The following is an 18,306-nucleotide window of genomic DNA, read 5'->3' as shown; positions in this document are numbered from 1 at the left end:
TCAGAACTCCAGTCTGGTTGAAACTAGTACGCTACGACCGGGATTTTGCAGCGGCGTAATGAATCCGACTGCCGTACCGGCGGTGTAGCGATCGGTATAGTCTTCATCGGTGAGATTGTTGACTTCAGCGCGCAGCGTCAGGCCGCGGTAAAAATTCGGCTGCCATTGGGCAAATACGTTGTAGGTGTGATAGCCGTTGAGATCGCGATTGCCCGAATCCTGTGCGAAGCGGTACTTCAGGGCGATTTCCGAACTTACCCCGGTTTTTATACCTAGTTCCGGCCACGCATAGGCGGCGTGCAGCTTGATGATTTCGCCGACGGGCGAGCCTAAGTAGAATGCCAGTGTGCCGAGTTGAGAATGATCGTAGCTGACTTCGGTATTGGTGTAATGCGCGCCGAAATCGGCATTTGCGCGTTGATAGCCTACGCCTAGATTCAAACCTTCGGTCTTGACTGCCGGGCCGTTAACCCGGACGAAACTGTCGTCGCCCTCTTGATATGCCGGCGTATTTTGGATTCGGGTCGAAAACACTTCGCCCTCAAACTTAACGCTTGCCAAGCGGTAACTGAGCCCGGCTTTGGCGTTGGTTGAGCGTTGCGCTGCAAGATCGGCGGAATAAGCCGAATACGGCATGGTGTGGAAGAGTGCCGCTTCGGCCAGCTGGATGCCGCCGAAGACATAGGAATAACTGCCGTTCAGCGTCAAGTCCGGCAAGGGCGTGATGCCGATAGACACGTTGGGGCTGGCGCCGGTATTGTCGAACAGTTTCCGGTCTACCGATTCGAATTCCTGAGAATCAAGACGGACGCCGCCGGAAAATTTGAGCCAGTCGGCGGGCTCACCGCGTAATTGCGCGAATCCGCCTAAATTTCGGGCCGTTTCGGTCATCGAAGCATCGCGAAAGTTATCGGTTAGCGCCCGATCCTGATAAAAATCCATGCCGGCGCTGAGTTCGCCCAACGGCGTTTTGACGCGGTTCAACGCCGTCGCCCCGAAGCTTTCGATGGTGGAATCGAAATAGCCGGGACGAAATCCGCCGTTCCGATTCGGTCGGGAAAGCGAGGTATCGTTATAGTAAAAACGTACCTCCGGATCGTAAAACTTGCTCGGCTGCCGGGTGCTGTACTTGAAGTTGGCGGTATTGCGGTTGAAGATATTTTCCGACAATAAGGTCTGACCACGCACTGCGGCGAAATTGGCGCGGAACGGTCGAATTTCGTCGTCCGAAAGATGCTGAGCCGAGGCTTCGAAACGGTGTCCGCCCTCCGCGGTGTAGGCTAGTTTCCCTAAAGCGCTCAGCAGGTTGGTGCCGGTGCCCTGGACTGGATCACCATTGCCGGCGTCGTAGTTGCCGCCTTCGGCGTGCGAGGCATAGCCCATGGCTTCGACATCGCGATACCGCCCGTAGGCAGCGCCGGATTTGGTAAAGGTGTCTAGGTTGCTGGCGAAGCCGCCGCTTAAAAACGCACCGTAATCCCGTCCGGGCTGCAACATGTCATCGACGTCTTTGGTTTCGTAGCGCAAAGAGCCACCTAGCGCGCCGGGGCCGGCGTCCGCCGCTGCTACGCCGGCATCCACGCTGACCGCTTTTAGCACGCCTGGGTCGATCAGCAGGTTGGCGTTGTGATGCCATATATTGTTTACCTGCCGGGCACCGTCGATCTGTACGTTGAGATTGGTTTCCTCGATGCCGTTGACAAACACCTTTTGAGATGTCGCGGTAGGGCCGCCGACGCCGACCGAGATATTTTTTTCGAATACATCCTTGATCGACGTCGAGGGTGTGTCTTCCACCGTTTCGGTGTCTTTATCAGTTTTGACCGCTTTACCGGTCACGTTAATCGTGTCCATGACGACAGTCTTATCCGTGTCCGTTTCATTTGAGCCGGCCACCGAGTATTCGGTTGCCGCGAGTAAAAAGAAAGTTAAGGGGAGGGTAAGTTTCGAACCGACAGGGGAGCTGGTTTTCATGATTGGTCTTCAAATAAGAATGATTTACATTAACATTAGTGGCTGCTATTATCCGACTCAAAGCAAATACGTGCGTTTGCGGGGGAACCGGATTCCTTTGCGGGCCGCGCAGATGACGGCTTGGAACATCATTCATGAATCACTCGGGCAAAATCCTATGAATCGGCTATCAACTATCACCTCATCCAAGATCGACTGCTCGGCCCTGTCGCGACCGGGTCTAAGCACCCCTGGAGGTGCGGCTGTATCCTTGGCTCCCAGCGGCTCCCCGATAGTCAGTGGTCGGCTGCGGGAGTTTCAGCTGCAGCCGGATTTGTCGCTGTACGCCTCAGATGTGCGAGACGAACTCGATATGGAAGTGACGGGAACGTTGCAGCCGGGGCTGTTGATCGTGTTGCCGCTGGCTGGCGAAGCCGATGTAAGCTACGGCGATCAACGTTTTTTGTTAGGCGCAGGCGGCGATCGTCGCGGACTGGTCGTCGCTTTAAGTCGGCGCGAGTGCTTTTCCCGTCAGTTGCGGCGCGGCGCGCGGCGGAAGGTGGTGAGTTTGGCGTTTGGTACCCGCTGGCTGGCCGAGCACGAACACGTACTATCCGCACACCCGGGGCTGAACCACTTGCGCGGTACCCATCTGGCGGCACAGCAGTGGCGATTGTCTGCGCGCTTGCGGACTTTGGCGGCTAGCGTGTTCGAATTGTGCGCCTCCGGCACGCCGCTGATGAGCCTATGCTTGGAAAGTCGCTGCTTGGATATTGCCGCCGAGTCCTTGGGGGCGCTGACGGACGGCCACCGGGAGCCGGAGTGCGTGCTTAGGCCGCGCGAACGGCGGCGATTGGCCGAATTTTGCGCCTTTCTCGATAGCGGAGAGGGCGACGGCTGGTCGATGCAGGCCTTGGCCGAGCACATCGGCATGAGTCCCAGTACCCTGCAGCGCTACTTTCGCCAATACACCGGCAGTAGTGTGTTCGCGTATCAGCGTCGCCGGCTGCTGGATCATGCGCGCCACGCATTGGAATGCGACGGTGTCAGCGTCAGCGAAGCGGCGCATTTGGCCGGTTACACCAACGCCGGCAACTTCGCAACGGCTTTCCGGCGCCAATTTGGCACTCCCCCTGGCAGCTTGCGCGCTCGTTGTTAAGCTATCTTTGCAAAAAATGCATGCTGTTTTGCCAGCCGTTCAATCCACGGCCCCGCGTCCCAGTTAGCCCGTGGCCGACCGTATAATCCCACGTCAGCTTAACCACTCGATTTTTTGCATGACGACCCTTAGTACGCATCGTAGCCGGTCTACCCGCATCCCTCAGCGCTTAACTGTACGGGAAACACTCAGTTTGGGTCCGCGTTTACGCCGAATCCGTTTTCACGGCGAGGCCTTGCAAGACATCGTTCATGCTGGGCCAGGCGCGCATCTCAAATTGCTGCTACCTGTTTCAGGCGCGAACTCGACCGACGACGCGCAGTGGCCGGACGGCTTCCGGTCCGTAGCGCGAGCCTATAGCCTGCGCCGCGTCGATTTTGCCGAGAATTTGCTTGATGTCGATTTCGTGCTGCACGGCGACGACGGTCCCGGTTCGCGCTGGGCCATCCGTGCCGCAATCGGCGACATTATCGGTCTTGCCGGCGTGGGCGGTCCCCCGTTGTCGAGTGCCGCGGCCGATTTTCATTTGTTGGCCGGCGATTTAACCGCCCTGCCGGCTATCGCGGCGGTACTGGAAACCCTACCGGCCAAGGCAAGCGGAGCAGCCTTGATCGAAGTGCCTGACGCGGCGGATCAACTGGCGTTGCAGTATCCGCCGGGCGTGCAGTTGCAGTGGCTGCATGCGCGCGCTTCGAGCCCGCTGACGGGCGCCGTCCGCCAAATCCGTTGGCCGGCGGAGGCACGGGTATTCGCGACGATAGCCGGCGAGAGTGCCTCTGTGCTCGCCATTCGCCAATACCTGCTGCGCGAACGAGGTTTATCCCCCGCGTCTCTTTATACAGTGCCCTATTGGTGTCGGGGTTGGAGTGAAGAGGATTACCACGACGAGCGGCACCGCTGCATGGATGGGAATACATGAAAAGACCTATGTTTAGGGTAAGGATTGTGCTGATATTAATATTGGCAGCATGCGATGGCCCACCGCCGGCTACGCCGGAACAGGGGGCTCGTGAGTTAATCGATGCCATCGGCCGACCGGTAAGCGTGCCACAAGCGGCGCAACGTGTGGTGGCGTTGAGCGAGTTGGATTTGGATGCCGCGCTGGCGCTTGGTCTCCGGCCTGTCGGTGCCAGCAACGGTCGCGGCAGCCAGCACCCGCCGCGCTATTTGGGGGGACGGGTGAATGGGATAGACAGCGTAGGTGATTTCGCCCAGCCGTCTTTGGACCGCATCGTCGCGCTACGCCCGGATTTGATCTTGGCCGGCGGTCAGAGCGATCCTGCATTCCTGGAGCAACTACGCGCGATTGCGCCGACCGTAGTCAGCTTTTATCCTGGTGAACACTGGCAAGACAGCGTGAGGCGTATTGCGGATGCGGTGGGTCGGCAGCAGGCCGGTTCGCAAGTACTCGAAGAGTATCGTACGCTGGCTGCCCGCCTGCGAGAGCAACTGAAAGCGCACTGGGGTGAATCGGTGAGCATTGTCAGACTTACGCCTAACGGCCCCATGTATATGCTGGGCGATGCGTTTGCCGGGCGGGTTCTGACAGATTTGGGTTTGACTCGGCCTCCTGCCCAACGTCAACCCGGTGCCGGACATGGAGCGCCGTTAAGCCGGGAAGTATTGGCCGATATCGACGGCGATTGGTTGTTCATCGGTAATTTTGCACCGGATCCGCACGGCGTCGCTGCCTTGCGAGACGAACCGGCTTTTGCGGAATTGCGGGCAGCGCGGCTGCATCGAGTGCGCGAAGTGGATGCGGCTTTATGGACGGTCATCGGTGGTCCGCTGGCTGCCAAAACGCTCCTTGAAGATGTGGTATCGGCATTTGACGCGGTGGAGAGCGGATCGTGAAGGCGCCTAAAGCCGCCCTTTTAGGTGTTTTGCTGCCACTTTCCGTGCTGTTGTTGGCCTTCGCATCGTTAAGCTTTGGCGCAGGTGGTGTCGGCTGGCAAGACAGTCTGCATTGGCTGCTAGGGGCGTCCGGCGACGCCCATGTCGATCTGGTATTGGGCGAATTGCGGCTGCCCCGCCTGCTTAAGGCCTTGGCCCTGGGTGCGGCATTGGGCGCAGCCGGGGTTTTGTTGCAGACCGTCACGCGCAATCCACTCGCTGAAACCGGGTTGTTGGGTGTCAACAGTGGCGCCGCACTTGGGGTGGCACTCGGTATCGCTTGGTTTGCCGGGCAAAGTCCTGCTGCGCAGATCGGCTGGGCCCTGGGTGGGGCAAGCTTGGGCAGTCTTTTGGTGTTGCTGTTGGCGCGTGCCGGCGGCGGCCAGACATCGCCTTTACGGCTGGTGTTGGCCGGATTGGCGCTCACCGCCACCTGCCATAGTCTGACGGCGTGGCTGGCCTTGGTCAGCACCGCCTATCTGGATCGTTATCGGTTTTGGTTGTTGGGTTCCTTAGCCCATCCGCATGCCGGATTACTTTGGCCCGGTCTGGTGCTGATAGGCGTCGGTCTGACGGCGGCCATGGCGCTGGTGCGCCCGTTATCGGCGCTGGCCTTGGGCGATGATTTGGCGCGCGCGCTTGGGCAGGGACCCGCTCCGGCTAGGGTGGGGGCGGTGACGGTCGTGGCACTGTTGACCGGCACAAGCGTAGCACTCGCTGGTCCTATTCCGTTTTTGGGATTAATCGCTCCGTATTGCGCCAGGACGCTGGCCGGCGTGACGATCGCCTCCCAACTTCCCTATTCTATTTTGCTGGGGTCCGCGCTGATGCTGTCGGCTGATTTAAGCTCGCGCTTGTTGCTTGCCCCGTTCGAAGTTCCAGTTAGCGCCGTATTGGCCGGCATCGGCGCGCCCTTGCTGATCTGGATGGTAAATCGCGACGCCACACTGGGCTTAATGCCGGCCGGAAGTGAGCGATGACCAAGGCTGTTCGCCGCCTAGCGCCGATACCGCTATTGCTGGTGCTGGCGTATGCCGCGCTGGTTGCCGGCACGCCACGCTTGTCGGCATCGCAAGTGTATGCCGGCTTGTTTGGCCCTGGGTCCGACTGGCTGTTCACGCTGGTGACGCAATTTCGCTTGCCGCGCTTATGTGCGGCACTCGTGGTTGGCATCGGGCTCGGCGCCGCCGGCGCCCTATTGCAAAACTTGACGCGCAATCGCTTGGCCAGTCCCGATGTTTTGGGAATCAACGACGGTGCGTTACTGGCGTTGGCCCTGAGTTTGATTCTAAATCCGTCCGGTTTGTTGGGCCCGTGGTGGTGTGCGGTGGCGGGTGCGCTGATAACCGCTGTATTCACCTTGCTGGCCGCCGGCGGCGTGGGTACGCGGGGTTACCGGGTCCTCGTGGTCGGGCTGGGCATTGCCAGTTTACTGCGCGCCGGCTTTGACATTGCCTTGGCGACATTGCCCATCTTCCATGCCACCGGTCTGTATGCGTTTAGTGTGGGTAGTTTAGCCGGACGCGCCTGGCCTGTGGTCACGGTGGCTGCGGCGCTGCTCGGCATCTTGCTGACAGTCTGTTGGGTCATTTCCCGCGCTTTGGCGTTGTTATGTCTGCACGACGACAGTATTCGCGGTTTGGGGGTCAATTTAGGTCAGCTGCGCTTTACCGTGCTGATGCTGGCCGCCGCGCTGGCGGGTGTCGCGGTGGGCGTCGGCGGCCCTATTGGCTTCGTCGCGCTCGCCGCGCCGATGCTGGCACAGCGATTGTCGCCGGACGGCGGCATACCGGTATGGTGTTCCGCCAGTATCGGCGCGGTACTGGTCACGGGTGCAGACTTGCTCGGGCGCATAGCGGCCGCGCCGGTCGAAGTTCCCGTCGGCGTGGTATCCGGTTTTTTGGGTGGTCCTTTTTTATTGTGGTTGCTGATGCGGCCGAAAGCTTATGGAGCCGGGTAATGTTGGAGTTTCGGGTTGACCAAGTAATCGCCGGCTATGGTGCGGAACCCGTATTGCGCGACCTCAGTCTGCAAATTCCGGCCGGACGGGTGACCGCCATTGTCGGCGGCAATGGCTGCGGCAAGAGCACCTTGCTGCGTTGCCTGGCTCGTCTGCATCAAGCCGATTCAGGATGTATTCAGCTGGGCGAAGACGATTTGCGACTATTCTCGAACGCCGACTTGGCGCGTAGCGTGGGTTTTTTACCGCAGTTTCCGCAAGCACCGGTTGGACTGAGGGTAAACGATTTGCTGGCGCTGGCACGCCACCCCCATCGGCATTGGATGGCGAGCTGGTCAGCAGAAGACGAGGCCGCTCGATGCGAGGCCTTGCGTCTTACCGACCTGACGGAATTGGCTGGACAGCCGTTGGACAAACTTTCCGGCGGGCAGCGGCAACGCGCGTGGATAGCGATGATGCTGACCCAGTCCACGCCGGTCCTGCTGCTGGACGAACCCGGCAGCATGCTTGATCCCGGGCACCAGCTGGAATTGATCGCCTTGTTGCGGGCGTTGGCGGATGCCGGTCGCACCGTGGTTGTGGTAATGCACGACCTGGTTGCCGCGCGCCATGCGGATTGGTTGGTGGCCTTGGATAACGGCCGACTAGCGGCCTGCGGTTCCCCGGTGGATGTATTGAATCCGGTTTTATTGCGGCAGCTTTACGGCATCGATAGCCATATCCTGACCGCACCCGACGGTACACCTGTCGTCGTGCCGGTAAGACCAGCCGATTTGCCGTTGCCGCAAGCGCAGCCTTTGCCTGTGAGCATGGCTTCGGTCGGCCCGTCCGCCGAAGCGTCGGCTAGCCTAGCGGAGCGTCGTTTAGTGCTGTTGTTTGCGGTACTTCAATTCACCCTTTTACTTGATTATATGGTGCTGATGCCGCTGGGCGCGGCGCTGATGCGCGATTTCGACATGGGTCCGGCGCGCTTCGGATCCCTGGTTGGTGTCTATACGCTGGCCTCGGCGCTGACCAGTCTGCTCGGTGGTCGATGGATTGATCGCGGCGACCGCAAGCGCACCTTGTTGGCCTTGTACGCCGGATTTGTGGTCGCCACGCTGGCTTGCGGTCTTGCGGGGCAATTCGGCGAATTGCTGATCGCGCGGGCGTTGGCGGGCGCTTGCGCCGGGTTGATGAACGCAACCATGATGGCGATGATAGCCGACCACATCGAGCCCGAGCGCCGCGGCCAGGCCATCGGTACCATTATGTCAGCCTTCGGTGTGTGTGCCGTGATCGGTGTACCCTCGGGCTTGGGATTGGCGGCGTTGGGCGGCTGGAGAATTCCTTTTTTAGTGGTTGCGGCACTGTCTGCCTTGTGGTGGCTAAGACTGTACCGGGCCTTACCCCTGTCACCAGTTAGTGTCGGTGCCGGGCGCGGGAGTTTGCGTTCGCCGGCACTGGCCTTGGGTTGGGTGTTGAGCTTTTGCATCGTTTTTGCCGGTTTTCTGATCGTGCCTTATCTGGGCGCGCATTTGAACGGCACATTGGGTGTTGATTTACGTGATTTGTCCTGGATTTATCTTTGCGCCGGATTGGCGACTTTCGTTGTGGCGCGCGCTATTGGCCGTGCGGTGGATCGTTTCGGTGCCGCCGGGATTCTGGCTGTATTGATGGTCGCCAGCATCATTCCGTATCTGTGGTTGACTCAGTTACAACCGGGGCCGTTATGGCAAACGACGCTGGTGTTTGTGTTGTTTATGGCTTTAACCTCCACTCGGGCTATTCCGGCCTCGGTTTGGCTGATTGGCAGAGTGCCGCCACCGTTGCGGGGCCGCTACATGGCCGTCAATACCGCGAGCACCGAGGCCGCATCCGGTTTAGCAGCCTGGTGCGCGGGCTTGATGACCGGCGGGGATGGTGCCGTATTGCAGCATTTTGAACGCGTCGGCTGGCTGGCGGCAGGTGTCACCTGCGTGAGCTTGTGCTTGCTGGCCGGCTTACACCGCTTCGGCGCGTCGCAGGGGGCATCGACAACGACGGTGGATCATCTTACGCCGGTTCCCACGGCCGAATCATGAAACCGGCAAGACAGTCGTCACCTAGCGCCGGATTCGGTTCGCGCCCCGGCGTTGCACTGGTAAGTGGTGCCGCGCGCGGCATCGGCCAGGCGGTAGCCACCGTGTTGGCCGGCGAGGGCTTGACCGTGGTTGCGGCAGACATCGATATCGACGCTTTGCGTGAGGTTTGCCAGTCAATGCCGGGGCTATATCCGCTGGCGCTGGATTTACGCGATCGTGCCGGCCTGGAATCCGCAGTCGCTGGAGTCGAGGCCAAAATCGGCGAAATCGACTATCTGGTGAATGTCGCCGGCGTGCTACTTCCCGGTCATGGAGTGGATGCCAGTGACGAGGACTGGCTGGAAAGCTTTGCCGTAAACTGTCATGGCGTATTTGCGCTAAGCCGCGCGGTAGCTCGTCGGATGCGCGAGCGGCGGCGCGGGGCTATCGTGACCGTTGGTTCCAATGCCGCATCGACGCCGCGGACCGGTATGGCGGCCTACGCTGCATCCAAGGCAGCCGCCGCGCAATTCACCCGCTGTTTGGGCTTGGAACTGGCGGAATACGGCATTCGTTGCAATCTGGTGTCGCCGGGCTCGACCGAAACCGACATGCAGCGCCGCTTCTGGCGCGCCGGTGCCGGTAGCGCCGCGCAAGTCATCGAAGGATGCTTGGCGCAACATCGGCTGGGGATTCCGCTCGGCAAACTGGCCCAACCGGACGATATAGCTCACGCCGTGGCGTTTCTGTTGTCGGATCGAGCCGGACATATCACCCTTCAGGATTTAGTGATCGATGGTGGGGCGACGTTAGGTTAACGGCAAAATAGCCCGCGTGTGGCCACGATGAATTGCCCGTAAGAAGTTTGAAACTCGAGCGGTTCGTCTGCGCGTAAAGTGGTATGGCGGTCCCGATGCTGATGGCTACGAATGTCCGATATGAGCGAAGCTGTTTAACCTGAATATAAACCGAGAAAATGACGCCGGTGGTGTGCAATGCGATCTTCGCCGCCACCGGTGTGCGGATCCGGCAATTGCCGTTATTGCGTACCGATTTGAGCTGGAGTTGATATGGCTTACAATCGCCGGCACACCCGCAAGCGAGTAAATCATGGCCCATAACATCAATCATCTGCTCGAAGCCTATAGGCAATTGCAACGCGACCGGCAGGACAGCGTGCTAGCGACCATTATCGAAACCTTCGGCTCGACTTACCAAAAGGCCGGCGCACGCATGCTGATTACCCAAACCGGGGAGTTGGTCGGTTTGCTGGGCGGTGGATGCTTTGAGCGGGATTTGGTGGAGCAGGCCGGATCGGTGTTCGAAACCGGCCATGCCAAAACCTTGTTTTACGATATGCGTTCCGGCGAAGATGCGATTTGGGGTTTGGGTCTGGGTTGTAACGGCGCTGTTCGGGTTTTCTTGCAGTTATTAGAAGCTGAGCAAGAATTTAGTCCCTTGAATCTGCTGGTCGAAGCCGCCGAAGCGCAAGCGCATGGAGTATTGGTTACGGTGTTCGAGTCCGCGCATGCGGATTTTCCGGCAGGGCGCAGCCAGTTCTTGCCGGCCGCCATTGTCGGGGAACAGCCGATATTATCCAGCGCGCCGTTCCCCTCCGCCACAGCGGCGCTGCAAACGGCCTTGCAACAAAAACCGCGCATCGAAACTCATCCGCTTGACGGCCTGGACATCAAAGTCTTTTACGATCCGGTGCAACCGCCTTGGCAGTTGCTGATGTTCGGCGCTGGGGCCGACGCAATACCGCTGGTGAATTGTGCCAAATCCCTGGGGTGGCGCGTGACCTTGGTCGATCACCGGCCCGCGCATATCAAGCCCGAGCGCTTTCCTTTAGCCGATCAATTATTGCATCTGACCCCGGAACAGGTGGCGGATCAGCTGGATTTGCATCGCTTCAACGCCATTATGCTGATGACCCACAACATCGAATACGACCAACGCTTTCTGCAAGCCATCGTCCACTGTCGGGCGGCGTTTATCGGTCTGCTGGGTCCGGCGCATCGCAAACAACGGCTGTTGCACAGCTTGGGCGATGATGCCGCGTTGATAGCCGAACGGGTATTCGGCCCTGTAGGACTGGATATAGGCGCGCAAACCCCGGAAGAGATTGCCTTGTCCATCGTGGCCGGCATTCAGGCCCAGCTTAACGGCCGTAGCGGCTTGCAACTAGGCAATGACGTAGTCGCGATCAAGCATGTCTGCAGCCCTGGATAATGTGCATGCCGGCGACTGAGAATGCCTCAGCGCTGAGCGTGGACAAATTACGGGAATGATTTATCGCGGCTTTTTGCCGATAAATAGGGGCTATTTTCTAGGAATCCCCCTTTTCAGAAGCCGGTGCTTGCAAGATTTCTTGCCATACATAACGTTGTGACTTAGCTAAGGCGCTGTTATTCACTTTTCAGCCTTGCATGGTTTGCAAGTCACCGGCCTTAGCCGGTGACTGTGGGCTGCAATTTAAACCGCGTTAGGGTGCCAAATACGCTTCGAAAGGCTGTATGGGCGATGCATTGCCTTGGGCGCCAACCGCGTCAATGGTCAGAAATTCATCTTTACCCAGAACGGCTCCCAGCGGATTACCGCCGCTTACTGTCTGCTCCACGCCAACATGGCCGTGGGGTATTTTGATTTCGGGGTGATCAAAGGGGGCTTTTTCGTAGCGGACTCTTTCATCGGTCAAGGTTTTCAGGAAGGCGATCAGGTCGGCGCGGTTTTGCGCATCCAGTTGTAGATTGGGCTGCGGAAATACCCGAGTAACTTGTTTGCTGTCGTAGGCAAAATTTCCGCCTCGCGAATAAAATTCGATCGCTTGTTCCAGCGTAGCCATGCTGCCGTTGTGCATGTATGGTCCGGTTAACTCGATATTGCGTAGCGAGGGGATTTTAAATGTCGAGTCGACAGACGCTACCATTTTCCGGGTATTGGGCTTGTTCAACTCCGCTAAAGCGGCAGCTGTCGTGGGCAAAAAGGCATTGTTTGCGGGCAGGAAACAGTTCTCCGTACTTTGTGGTTGGGGTCTTATGCCGTCGGTGATGGTAAACAAGCTCGGCAGCGAATAAGGCAGTTTGATATTTAGAGCAAGGGCTTCCTGAAAATCGCAGGCTCTCACTTTAGTGACATCTTCATCCAGTACAGCGGCATTATTGCCCGCCAAATGCTGTAAATATTGCTTACTGAACGATAGCGGGTTACCAAAGTCGTCGACGCCGCCTGCGCCAATATCAGCCGTTTCTTCGGTGACGCCTGTAGAAGAAAAGCCGGTATCGAAAAATGCGGTGACTGGGGCGTTTTTGATAAGCAATGGTATGCGATTGACCACATTGGTGGATGCGCTGATGAAGAAAGTCGGTTCACCGAAGGCTTCCGGATGAGTTTTGGCAATGGCCGCATTGGCGTTGATCGATGCCGCGCTGAAGTTGGGTCCTAAATGGCAGAGCGCGCACTGATTTTTTCTGAATTGTTTTAAGCCGTTCAATTCCGACGCGCTGAGTTCCATGGGTTGATTGCCGGCGTCGCGGGCGCTGTTGTCGAAGGGCGATTCGTCCGAAATCAATGTGCTTTCATAGAGTTGGATGGCCAGGCCAAAGAACATGCCAAAGTTGGCTTCGGTTTGATTATAGGGCGCAAACCCTTTGGGGGCCGGAATTGGCGGGTTACCGCTGTACGACCAGTATTTTGGATTGAATGCCTGCATGATCAGCAGCTTATACAGAGTGTTCATGCCGGGTTTGCTATTGAGGCTGTAAGGTCCCAATACACTGTCTTCAGGATGTACTTTTTGGTTTTGCAACGGGCGGCGTAACAGCAGCTTTCTACCGAGTTCCATCAAGGTCCGGTTGCGGCAGGCCATTTCGGTAGTGTTTTGTGGCGGAGCTACCGCTAATGACGCCAGCGAGGAATTGATTAAATGCAGGCGCTGCTTAATTAGCGTCGTGGCGTTCTGTTTTACCCAGACGCCGGCGTCGGGATCTCGGTCGCCCCAAGGACTGCTGCCGTTAAACACATTGTTGGCGCGGCCGTCCCAAAAATTGCGATGATTAAACACCGCATTGATCACGCTGGGCGCATTGCGTGGCGTTACTTTGCGGGTGCCGACCGCGCCGGCATGAAACAGGCTGTCGACGCTGCGGCTGCAGGTGTCGTTAGGCGCTGTGTAGCGGTCCACTGCTCTGAATTCACCACCGAAAGTACCGGACGAACCGACTACATTGTCAGTGTCATAGAGGATCGCGGAATGCTCTTGGAATGGATCTTCCCTTTGATGTAGCGGAAAGTCGCCAATGCTGAGGGTATGATTGGGTCCCAAAGACCCACCCGTCATGGCATTGCTGAATGTTTGATCGCTTAAGGGGCTGGATTGGCCGCCCGGAGCAAGCTGATTTTTTACTCTGCCGTCGGCGCCGGCGTGAAAGTGGCAGGACGCACAGGCCATGCCGTCGCTACCCACGTTAGTATCCCAGAACAGCGCTTTGCCCAAGGCAATCGCGGCGTTCTTGTTGACGACAATAGGGTCCGGGCCGTCCAGTAGGCCGGGAACAGGCGGAACGGGCAAATGCTTCAGGCTTATCGGCATGGGCCCTAGTGCCAATTCGACCGCGGCGGCGCTGAAACTGAGCAGTACACCTCCGGCTAAAACAATCGCTAATTGGCTATGACGAAACAATGTCATGGTGAAACTCCACTGAGAAATGGTTGGTTGGCAACAAATACGGCCAAAACGCCCGCATCAGCGGGCTCAAGCTATAAAAAAGGCCGATAAACCACAAAGCGTAATTTATCGGCCATCCTTTATTCCTTTGGCGAAGTCCCTCGCCAAACTTCCTTTTTTATCGGAACATCGGCTTATGTGCTGGGTGTTGGCTTACGCTTTAGCGTTGCGTTTGCCTCTGCCTATAAAGCCGGCCAGTGCCGTACCGAACAGCCATACAGCGGAGGGTACTGGCACCGCCGCTGGCGTGTAGGTAGAAGGGGCGGCCGACGCGGAAATGTTCAAAGAGATGCCGGCACTGCTTCCGAGGACGTCTGCACCGCCGACGAACACGGCATACCAGCCAGCTTGCAAGTCGTTCAGCGTCAAGGTCGCGAATCTTTTGGTGTTGGCAAAAGCAGGGTTGCCGGTGACGCCTATAGTGCCGGATACGCCGGTTTCATACAGGTCGTCGATACTGACATCGTGGGCGCCGGAGTCGATGACACCGCCGAAAGAGTTAACGTAGTTTTTGCTTGAGGAGCTGACGTAGCCCAGGGTTTCGACAATGCCGTCCGCGCCGGTTGCCCACATTATGCCTGGATCGCCGGCTTGGCCGACCGAGTTAAATTTGTGAATTTGGCCGGTTAGCTCGGCCGGTGTATCGACGCCGACCGTTTCACCCGAATAAGCCACATTGGTTCTGAAAATTGAAAAAGCCGGAAAGTTTGCCGCGGACGAACGCGCGTCGACAGTCACGGATTGGGCTGATGAGCTTAAATAAAAGTTGGTAAATGCCCCTTGCATGCCCCAGCCATCATTGGACAGAGACGGATTGCCCGCGAAGCCCAAATTGCTGGAATTAAAACTGGGGTTTGAGATGCTGGTGCCCAGCTCGAGAGTGTTATCGGCACCTGACCAAGCCGCCGCAGCAGGTTGAGCAACGGCAAGGGTTAGCGCGGCGGAGGATAGGGTGATTTTAAAAATAGTTTGTAAATCGATGTTCATTTTTGAGTGTCTCCAATATCTACCACATCGTTGTTTACGATTGTGGTAGATTTAAGTTGCTGTTTAATTTGGATTTGTCTGAGTATTTCGGGCCTGGCAGCCAAAAGATAGACATCTCCAAAGGATTTAGACATGCATTGCGAGGGGTGAGTCGACAGCTGATGTCGGCTGACCTTTTCGCTCTTGTTTGCCGGGGTTTACGCGGTGCGGCGTTTGCCGAATACACCGAATCCCATTAGTGCAGAACCGAATAACCAAACGGCCCCTGGCACCGGCACTGCGCTAACACCCTCGCCGGTTATGGTCAAAGGCAGGCTGGCTCCTGTGACGTAGTCAGTGGCGGTCAGGGTAATTTGATAGTCGAAATGATCTTGACCGGTGGCGCCCGTTATCGGGTTGACGCCGGTCGCACCGGTGATGGTGTCGCCCTTGTTGAAGCCCAGTACGGCTTCTTCGATGGTCAGAGAGTAATCGCCAAAAGCAATAATGTAATTGCCCACGTCCAATGCAGTAGCCAGATAGGAGTCTCGGCTCAACAAGCTGCCATCGGCCCATCCGCCGGTATTGCCGGGTATGGTGTAGGCTGGACTGTCGTCACCGCTGACGATTTCGGTAGTCAGTGAGACTGTGTCCTGAAAAATGCGGAATTGGCTATCTGCCAGTGTTAGTTCGCCGTCGCCGTTTATATCGACATACGCGCCGGGATGCGCGCCCCAGCCCGCTGCGTAGCCTTCATTCGCCAGGACATCGATTATCACATTGGCAGCCGATGACAAGGAGAACGAATAGAAATCGATTGTGGTACCGGCGCCGTGAACCGGGTCGACGGTTTTATAGATGGTGCCGTTTACGGTCTCGGCTTGTACATTGCCGAGGCCTAAAAGTGAAATAGCAAGTGTTGCAGCCACCTTTTTCAAGGCAGGCGCATGTTTCGTGTTAACAGACATATTTCAATTCCTTTCATAGTAAGACGAAGATTTTTACCGGTAGGTTTTACCGGCGACATTCAATGTTTCGCAATTCCCTTTGCGAGTCGTTGCCTAGCGCACTTACGCCGGATGCCGCGATGCCAGGCTCTTACTTTCCGGTCCTTTGTGTACGGTAAGTGCTGGGCCGATGGCTTCCCGCGCAATTTGAACAGCCTTAAAACCGCTATGTATTTCAATATTCCTGAATTGATCACGCTACGCTATGGTTGCGAGAGAGACCGTCCAAAGAGTTTTAAATACCGGGCTTGCTTGCGTAGTGAGTTAAACAACGGGTTTAGCTAATCAGGTGATACAACAAACTATTCCTGACCAGTGAGCGAGCGCTATGGGTAGTTGTCGGTGTATGAATCTCGACCGGCTAGACCCTTCTCTTACCCGCTCATAAGAGGCAGCTCGACTATCTGAATCAGATCCGCAGCTTTCCGGCCCCGCCTTGCGACGAGTGTGGCGACTTGGTGGCTGCGCCCAGGAGGGTGCAGCACTATTTGTAATGCAAAACGTGCGCCAAAATATATTTAAGCGTGGATTTGTAGTGCTTTTCTATGGCTATGTTCATATAAAACAATGGGATAAGCTGTTTTATTTGATAGGGTGGAGTAGTAATAAGTGTGGCGGTTTTCTGGGGTTTTAGATGGCTATAACGCTATGCAGGGTGTGTTATTTCGCGTATTTTGGGTTATATCCCTTATTTTATTTAAGAGATTTTGGGTGGCAGCTTTGAGTTTGCGCCGTAAGGGTAAAAGTCATAAGTTCGGGTAGTGATATACCAAGCTGGCTGCTTAAAAATCAGGGTGCTGGAACGAAGGTTGGGAACGAATTCCGAAATAAAAATCCAACGTTCTCATGCGTATCATGACTTCGTCGGCAATCGACGACCAGCCTCGCCGGAGCTTTAGTCATCTGCCAATTGCTGACGAAAATCACTCTGTCCCAGAAAAGGTTGATTCCTCTAATCGCCTTTGCCATCAGGTGGAAAAGGCATTTTTTGCATTTAAGGCGATGGCATGGCATAGCTACTGGTTAAGCTAAAAACACCGCTTGGTTCTTGCCAGCCTTGTAGTTACGCGGTATTGCGCTTTGGGCGGCTGTGTTATGACGACACTATCCAATATTTCCAACACAAAATTTTCAAACTTAAATTAAGATGCCCGACACTTTCACCGAGGATAGATATGAATAAAACCGATGCCATTTTGAACAAGGGTCAGAAGCTCTATGAAGACGATGCCTACATTTTGTTGTGGACGAAATTTTTTGGCCTGAGCCTGCTGGCGCTGACCTCTTACTATGTCTACGATAAACAAAAGCAACGGCTGATCAAGCTCATGAGCAGAGAAAAAACCTATCTGATGAGCATCAGTTACTACCTAACCCACGATTATGGTTTTACCCCGACAATGGTGCTGGAAGGTATCAGTTTATTTAAGGATATTTCGGTGGCAATTGCCGATAGAGGCTGCGAGATCTGGAAGACCTTCTTTGCGGAAACCGCCAAAGATAAAGCCAGGACGTATGCGGTCCGGGGCATCCGCAAGGATAAAAAAGCCAAGGCTTGAGTTTCCACACCTTATGCATTTTGTGCTTGGAGGCCGTCAATAAGTCGCGGACAAAACCCTGGTCAGTTTTTAACTGCTCGAGCGGCAATCTCTTTATAGGAATAGTCAGTGCAGGAATCATCCACTAAAAAACGCACGCCAATTTTTGGCAACAAACCTTTGGCTCGACCTACCAAAAGGCCACCGCGCGCATGTTGATTACCCAAACCGGCGAGTTGGTCGGTTTGCTGGGTCCGGTGCATCGCAAGCAGCGGCTGCTGCACAGCTTGGGCGACAACGCGGCACTGATAGTCGAACGGGTATTCCGCCCGTTCGGTTTGGACATCGGCGCGCAAACTCCGGAAGAAATTGCCTTGTCGATAGTGGCCGGCATTCAGACCCAGCTCAACGGTCGTAGCGGCTGGCAACTGGGGAAAGAGCCGGTTGCGCTCAAACATGCCTGCAGCCATGGATAATGTGCATGCCGTCATCGTGGCGGCCGGTGCCTCCAGCCGGATGGGCAGTCCCAAGCAATTACTGATTTGGCAGGAGCGTCCATTACTGGCGCATGCGCTTGTCAATGCGCAAGCCGTGTTGGCGGAGCGGACGTTGGTGGTATTGGGCGCAAATGCTGAGGCGATAAAAGCCGCGGTCGATTTGAGCGGCAGCAAAGTGGTATTGAATCCGAGTTGGGCGGACGGTATGGCCGGTTCGATTCGGGCTGGTATCCAGGCTGTGCCGGACTCAGCTAGCGCGGTATTGTTGATGCTGTGCGATCAACCCTTGATTAGCGCCGCGCATCTGCAAAGTTTGCTTAGCGCTTGGCAAAACGCGCCGGAGCGTATTGTGGTTAGTCAGTATGCGGAGTCGTTTGGCGTACCGGCGGTGTTTCCGGCTGCTTATTTTCCCCAGCTAGCCAGCTTGACCGGCGACCGGGGAGCCAAGCCCTTGTTACTGCGCTTCGAGGACACGCTGGTAAAAGTGCCGTTGCGGGAAGCGGAACTGGATGTCGACACCTCGAGCGATTACCAGCGCTTGCATGCACTCAATGAGATGTAGCCC

General features: G+C 56.6%; 14 protein-coding genes, 1 pseudogene and 1 riboswitch. Of the genes and pseudogenes, 11 read left to right on the top strand and 4 right to left on the bottom strand.

Going from position 1 to position 18,306, the window contains the following annotated elements; all coding sequences use genetic code 11:
• Positions 1-1,974 (bottom strand): TonB-dependent receptor, encoded by a 1,974-nt coding sequence (locus DDY07_RS08210; RefSeq protein ID WP_171695528.1) that lies wholly within the window; start codon positions 1,972-1,974, stop codon positions 1-3.
• A gap of 157 nt (positions 1,975-2,131) precedes the next feature.
• Here DDY07_RS08210 and DDY07_RS08205 point away from each other — a divergent pair, with 157 nt between their 5' ends.
• From DDY07_RS08205 to DDY07_RS08165, 8 genes are all read left to right on the top strand, one after another.
• A complete protein-coding gene (locus DDY07_RS08205; RefSeq protein WP_171695527.1) occupies positions 2,132-3,112 on the top strand; it encodes a helix-turn-helix transcriptional regulator in 981 nt (326 codons plus the stop codon).
• A gap of 118 nt (positions 3,113-3,230) precedes the next feature.
• Entirely contained in the window at positions 3,231-4,031 is an 801-nt protein-coding gene (locus tag DDY07_RS08200) for a siderophore-interacting protein (protein ID WP_171695526.1), read from the top strand.
• The gene (locus DDY07_RS08195; RefSeq protein WP_171695525.1) at positions 4,028-4,966 is read left to right on the top strand and encodes an ABC transporter substrate-binding protein; all 939 of its coding nucleotides are present in this window, start codon (positions 4,028-4,030) and stop codon (positions 4,964-4,966) included. Before DDY07_RS08200 ends, DDY07_RS08195 begins: the two co-directional genes overlap by 4 nt.
• A complete protein-coding gene (locus tag DDY07_RS08190) occupies positions 4,963-5,985 on the top strand; it encodes an iron ABC transporter permease (RefSeq protein ID WP_171695524.1) in 1,023 nt (340 codons plus the stop codon). The genes DDY07_RS08195 and DDY07_RS08190 overlap by 4 nt, the downstream gene beginning before the upstream one ends.
• Positions 5,982-6,965, top strand: coding sequence for an iron chelate uptake ABC transporter family permease subunit (locus DDY07_RS08185; RefSeq protein WP_171695523.1), 984 nt, complete (start codon positions 5,982-5,984; stop codon positions 6,963-6,965). The genes DDY07_RS08190 and DDY07_RS08185 overlap by 4 nt, the downstream gene beginning before the upstream one ends.
• Complete coding sequence (locus DDY07_RS23865; protein ID WP_216614725.1) at positions 6,965-9,028, top strand: MFS transporter; 2,064 nt, start codon at positions 6,965-6,967, stop codon at positions 9,026-9,028. Before DDY07_RS08185 ends, DDY07_RS23865 begins: the two co-directional genes overlap by 1 nt.
• Positions 9,025-9,825, top strand: coding sequence for a 2,3-dihydro-2,3-dihydroxybenzoate dehydrogenase (locus DDY07_RS08170; protein ID WP_171695522.1), 801 nt, complete (start codon positions 9,025-9,027; stop codon positions 9,823-9,825). The genes DDY07_RS23865 and DDY07_RS08170 overlap by 4 nt, the downstream gene beginning before the upstream one ends.
• A 292-nt stretch (positions 9,826-10,117) precedes the next feature.
• Positions 10,118-11,239, top strand: a complete 1,122-nt coding sequence (locus DDY07_RS08165) for an XdhC family protein (RefSeq protein ID WP_171695521.1) — start codon at positions 10,118-10,120, stop codon at positions 11,237-11,239.
• Between the two features lie 253 nt (positions 11,240-11,492).
• On the opposite strand, the gene DDY07_RS08160 is transcribed toward DDY07_RS08165, so the two are convergent.
• The 3 genes from DDY07_RS08160 to DDY07_RS08150 all read right to left on the bottom strand — a co-directional run bounded on the left by DDY07_RS08160 (position 11,493) and on the right by DDY07_RS08150 (position 15,667).
• The gene (locus DDY07_RS08160) at positions 11,493-13,694 is read right to left on the bottom strand and encodes a cytochrome-c peroxidase (protein WP_171695520.1); all 2,202 of its coding nucleotides are present in this window, start codon (positions 13,692-13,694) and stop codon (positions 11,493-11,495) included.
• Between the two features lie 192 nt (positions 13,695-13,886).
• Positions 13,887-14,720, bottom strand: a complete 834-nt coding sequence (locus tag DDY07_RS08155) for a hypothetical protein (RefSeq protein WP_171695519.1) — start codon at positions 14,718-14,720, stop codon at positions 13,887-13,889.
• A gap of 197 nt (positions 14,721-14,917) precedes the next feature.
• Entirely contained in the window at positions 14,918-15,667 is a 750-nt protein-coding gene (locus DDY07_RS08150; RefSeq protein ID WP_171695518.1) for a hypothetical protein, read from the bottom strand.
• A gap of 426 nt (positions 15,668-16,093) precedes the next feature.
• Positions 16,094-16,168: riboswitch (cyclic di-GMP riboswitch) on the bottom strand.
• Between the two features lie 713 nt (positions 16,169-16,881).
• Between DDY07_RS08150 and DDY07_RS08145 the strand changes: the two genes are divergently transcribed.
• The 3 genes and pseudogenes from DDY07_RS08145 to DDY07_RS08135 all read left to right on the top strand — a co-directional run bounded on the left by DDY07_RS08145 (position 16,882) and on the right by DDY07_RS08135 (position 18,303).
• Positions 16,882-17,265 carry a hypothetical protein gene (locus DDY07_RS08145; RefSeq protein ID WP_171695517.1) on the top strand — a complete coding sequence of 128 codons (384 nt, stop codon included), beginning with the start codon at positions 16,882-16,884 and terminating at the stop codon, positions 17,263-17,265.
• 188 nt (positions 17,266-17,453) lie between these two features.
• Positions 17,454-17,720: pseudogene (locus DDY07_RS08140) on the top strand (XdhC family protein); the annotation flags it as partial.
• Positions 17,713-18,303, top strand: a complete 591-nt coding sequence (locus DDY07_RS08135) for an NTP transferase domain-containing protein (protein ID WP_253734439.1) — start codon at positions 17,713-17,715, stop codon at positions 18,301-18,303. The pseudogene DDY07_RS08140 and the gene DDY07_RS08135, both read left to right, overlap by 8 nt.
• Positions 18,304-18,306 lie beyond the last annotated feature (3 nt).

Origin of the sequence: Methylomonas sp. ZR1 (assembly GCF_013141865.1) — a bacterium.
Taxonomy (GTDB): domain Bacteria; phylum Pseudomonadota; class Gammaproteobacteria; order Methylococcales; family Methylomonadaceae; genus Methylomonas.
The sequence above is the reverse complement of the archived record's forward strand: the minus strand, read 5'-3'. Positions and strand labels throughout refer to the sequence as shown.

Bases quoted from the DNA above. Each gene is read 5' to 3' on its own strand.
- DDY07_RS08210 (WP_171695528.1), bottom strand. From the start codon at position 1,974: ATGAAAACCAGCTCCCCTGTCGGTTCGAAACTTACCCTCCCCTTAACT.
- DDY07_RS08185 (WP_171695523.1), top strand. From the start codon at position 5,982: ATGACCAAGGCTGTTCGCCGCCTAGCGCCGATACCGCTATTGCTGGTG.
- DDY07_RS08135 (WP_253734439.1), top strand. From the start codon at position 17,713: ATGGATAATGTGCATGCCGTCATCGTGGCGGCCGGTGCCTCCAGCCGG.
- DDY07_RS08165 (WP_171695521.1), top strand. From the start codon at position 10,118: ATGGCCCATAACATCAATCATCTGCTCGAAGCCTATAGGCAATTGCAA.
- DDY07_RS08150 (WP_171695518.1), bottom strand. From the start codon at position 15,667: ATGTCTGTTAACACGAAACATGCGCCTGCCTTGAAAAAGGTGGCTGCA.
- DDY07_RS08145 (WP_171695517.1), top strand. From the start codon at position 16,882: ATGAATAAAACCGATGCCATTTTGAACAAGGGTCAGAAGCTCTATGAA.
- DDY07_RS08195 (WP_171695525.1), top strand. From the start codon at position 4,028: ATGAAAAGACCTATGTTTAGGGTAAGGATTGTGCTGATATTAATATTG.
- DDY07_RS08200 (WP_171695526.1), top strand. From the start codon at position 3,231: ATGACGACCCTTAGTACGCATCGTAGCCGGTCTACCCGCATCCCTCAG.
- DDY07_RS08170 (WP_171695522.1), top strand. From the start codon at position 9,025: ATGAAACCGGCAAGACAGTCGTCACCTAGCGCCGGATTCGGTTCGCGC.
- DDY07_RS08160 (WP_171695520.1), bottom strand. From the start codon at position 13,694: ATGACATTGTTTCGTCATAGCCAATTAGCGATTGTTTTAGCCGGAGGT.
- DDY07_RS23865 (WP_216614725.1), top strand. From the start codon at position 6,965: ATGTTGGAGTTTCGGGTTGACCAAGTAATCGCCGGCTATGGTGCGGAA.
- DDY07_RS08155 (WP_171695519.1), bottom strand. From the start codon at position 14,720: ATGAACATCGATTTACAAACTATTTTTAAAATCACCCTATCCTCCGCC.
- DDY07_RS08205 (WP_171695527.1), top strand. From the start codon at position 2,132: ATGAATCGGCTATCAACTATCACCTCATCCAAGATCGACTGCTCGGCC.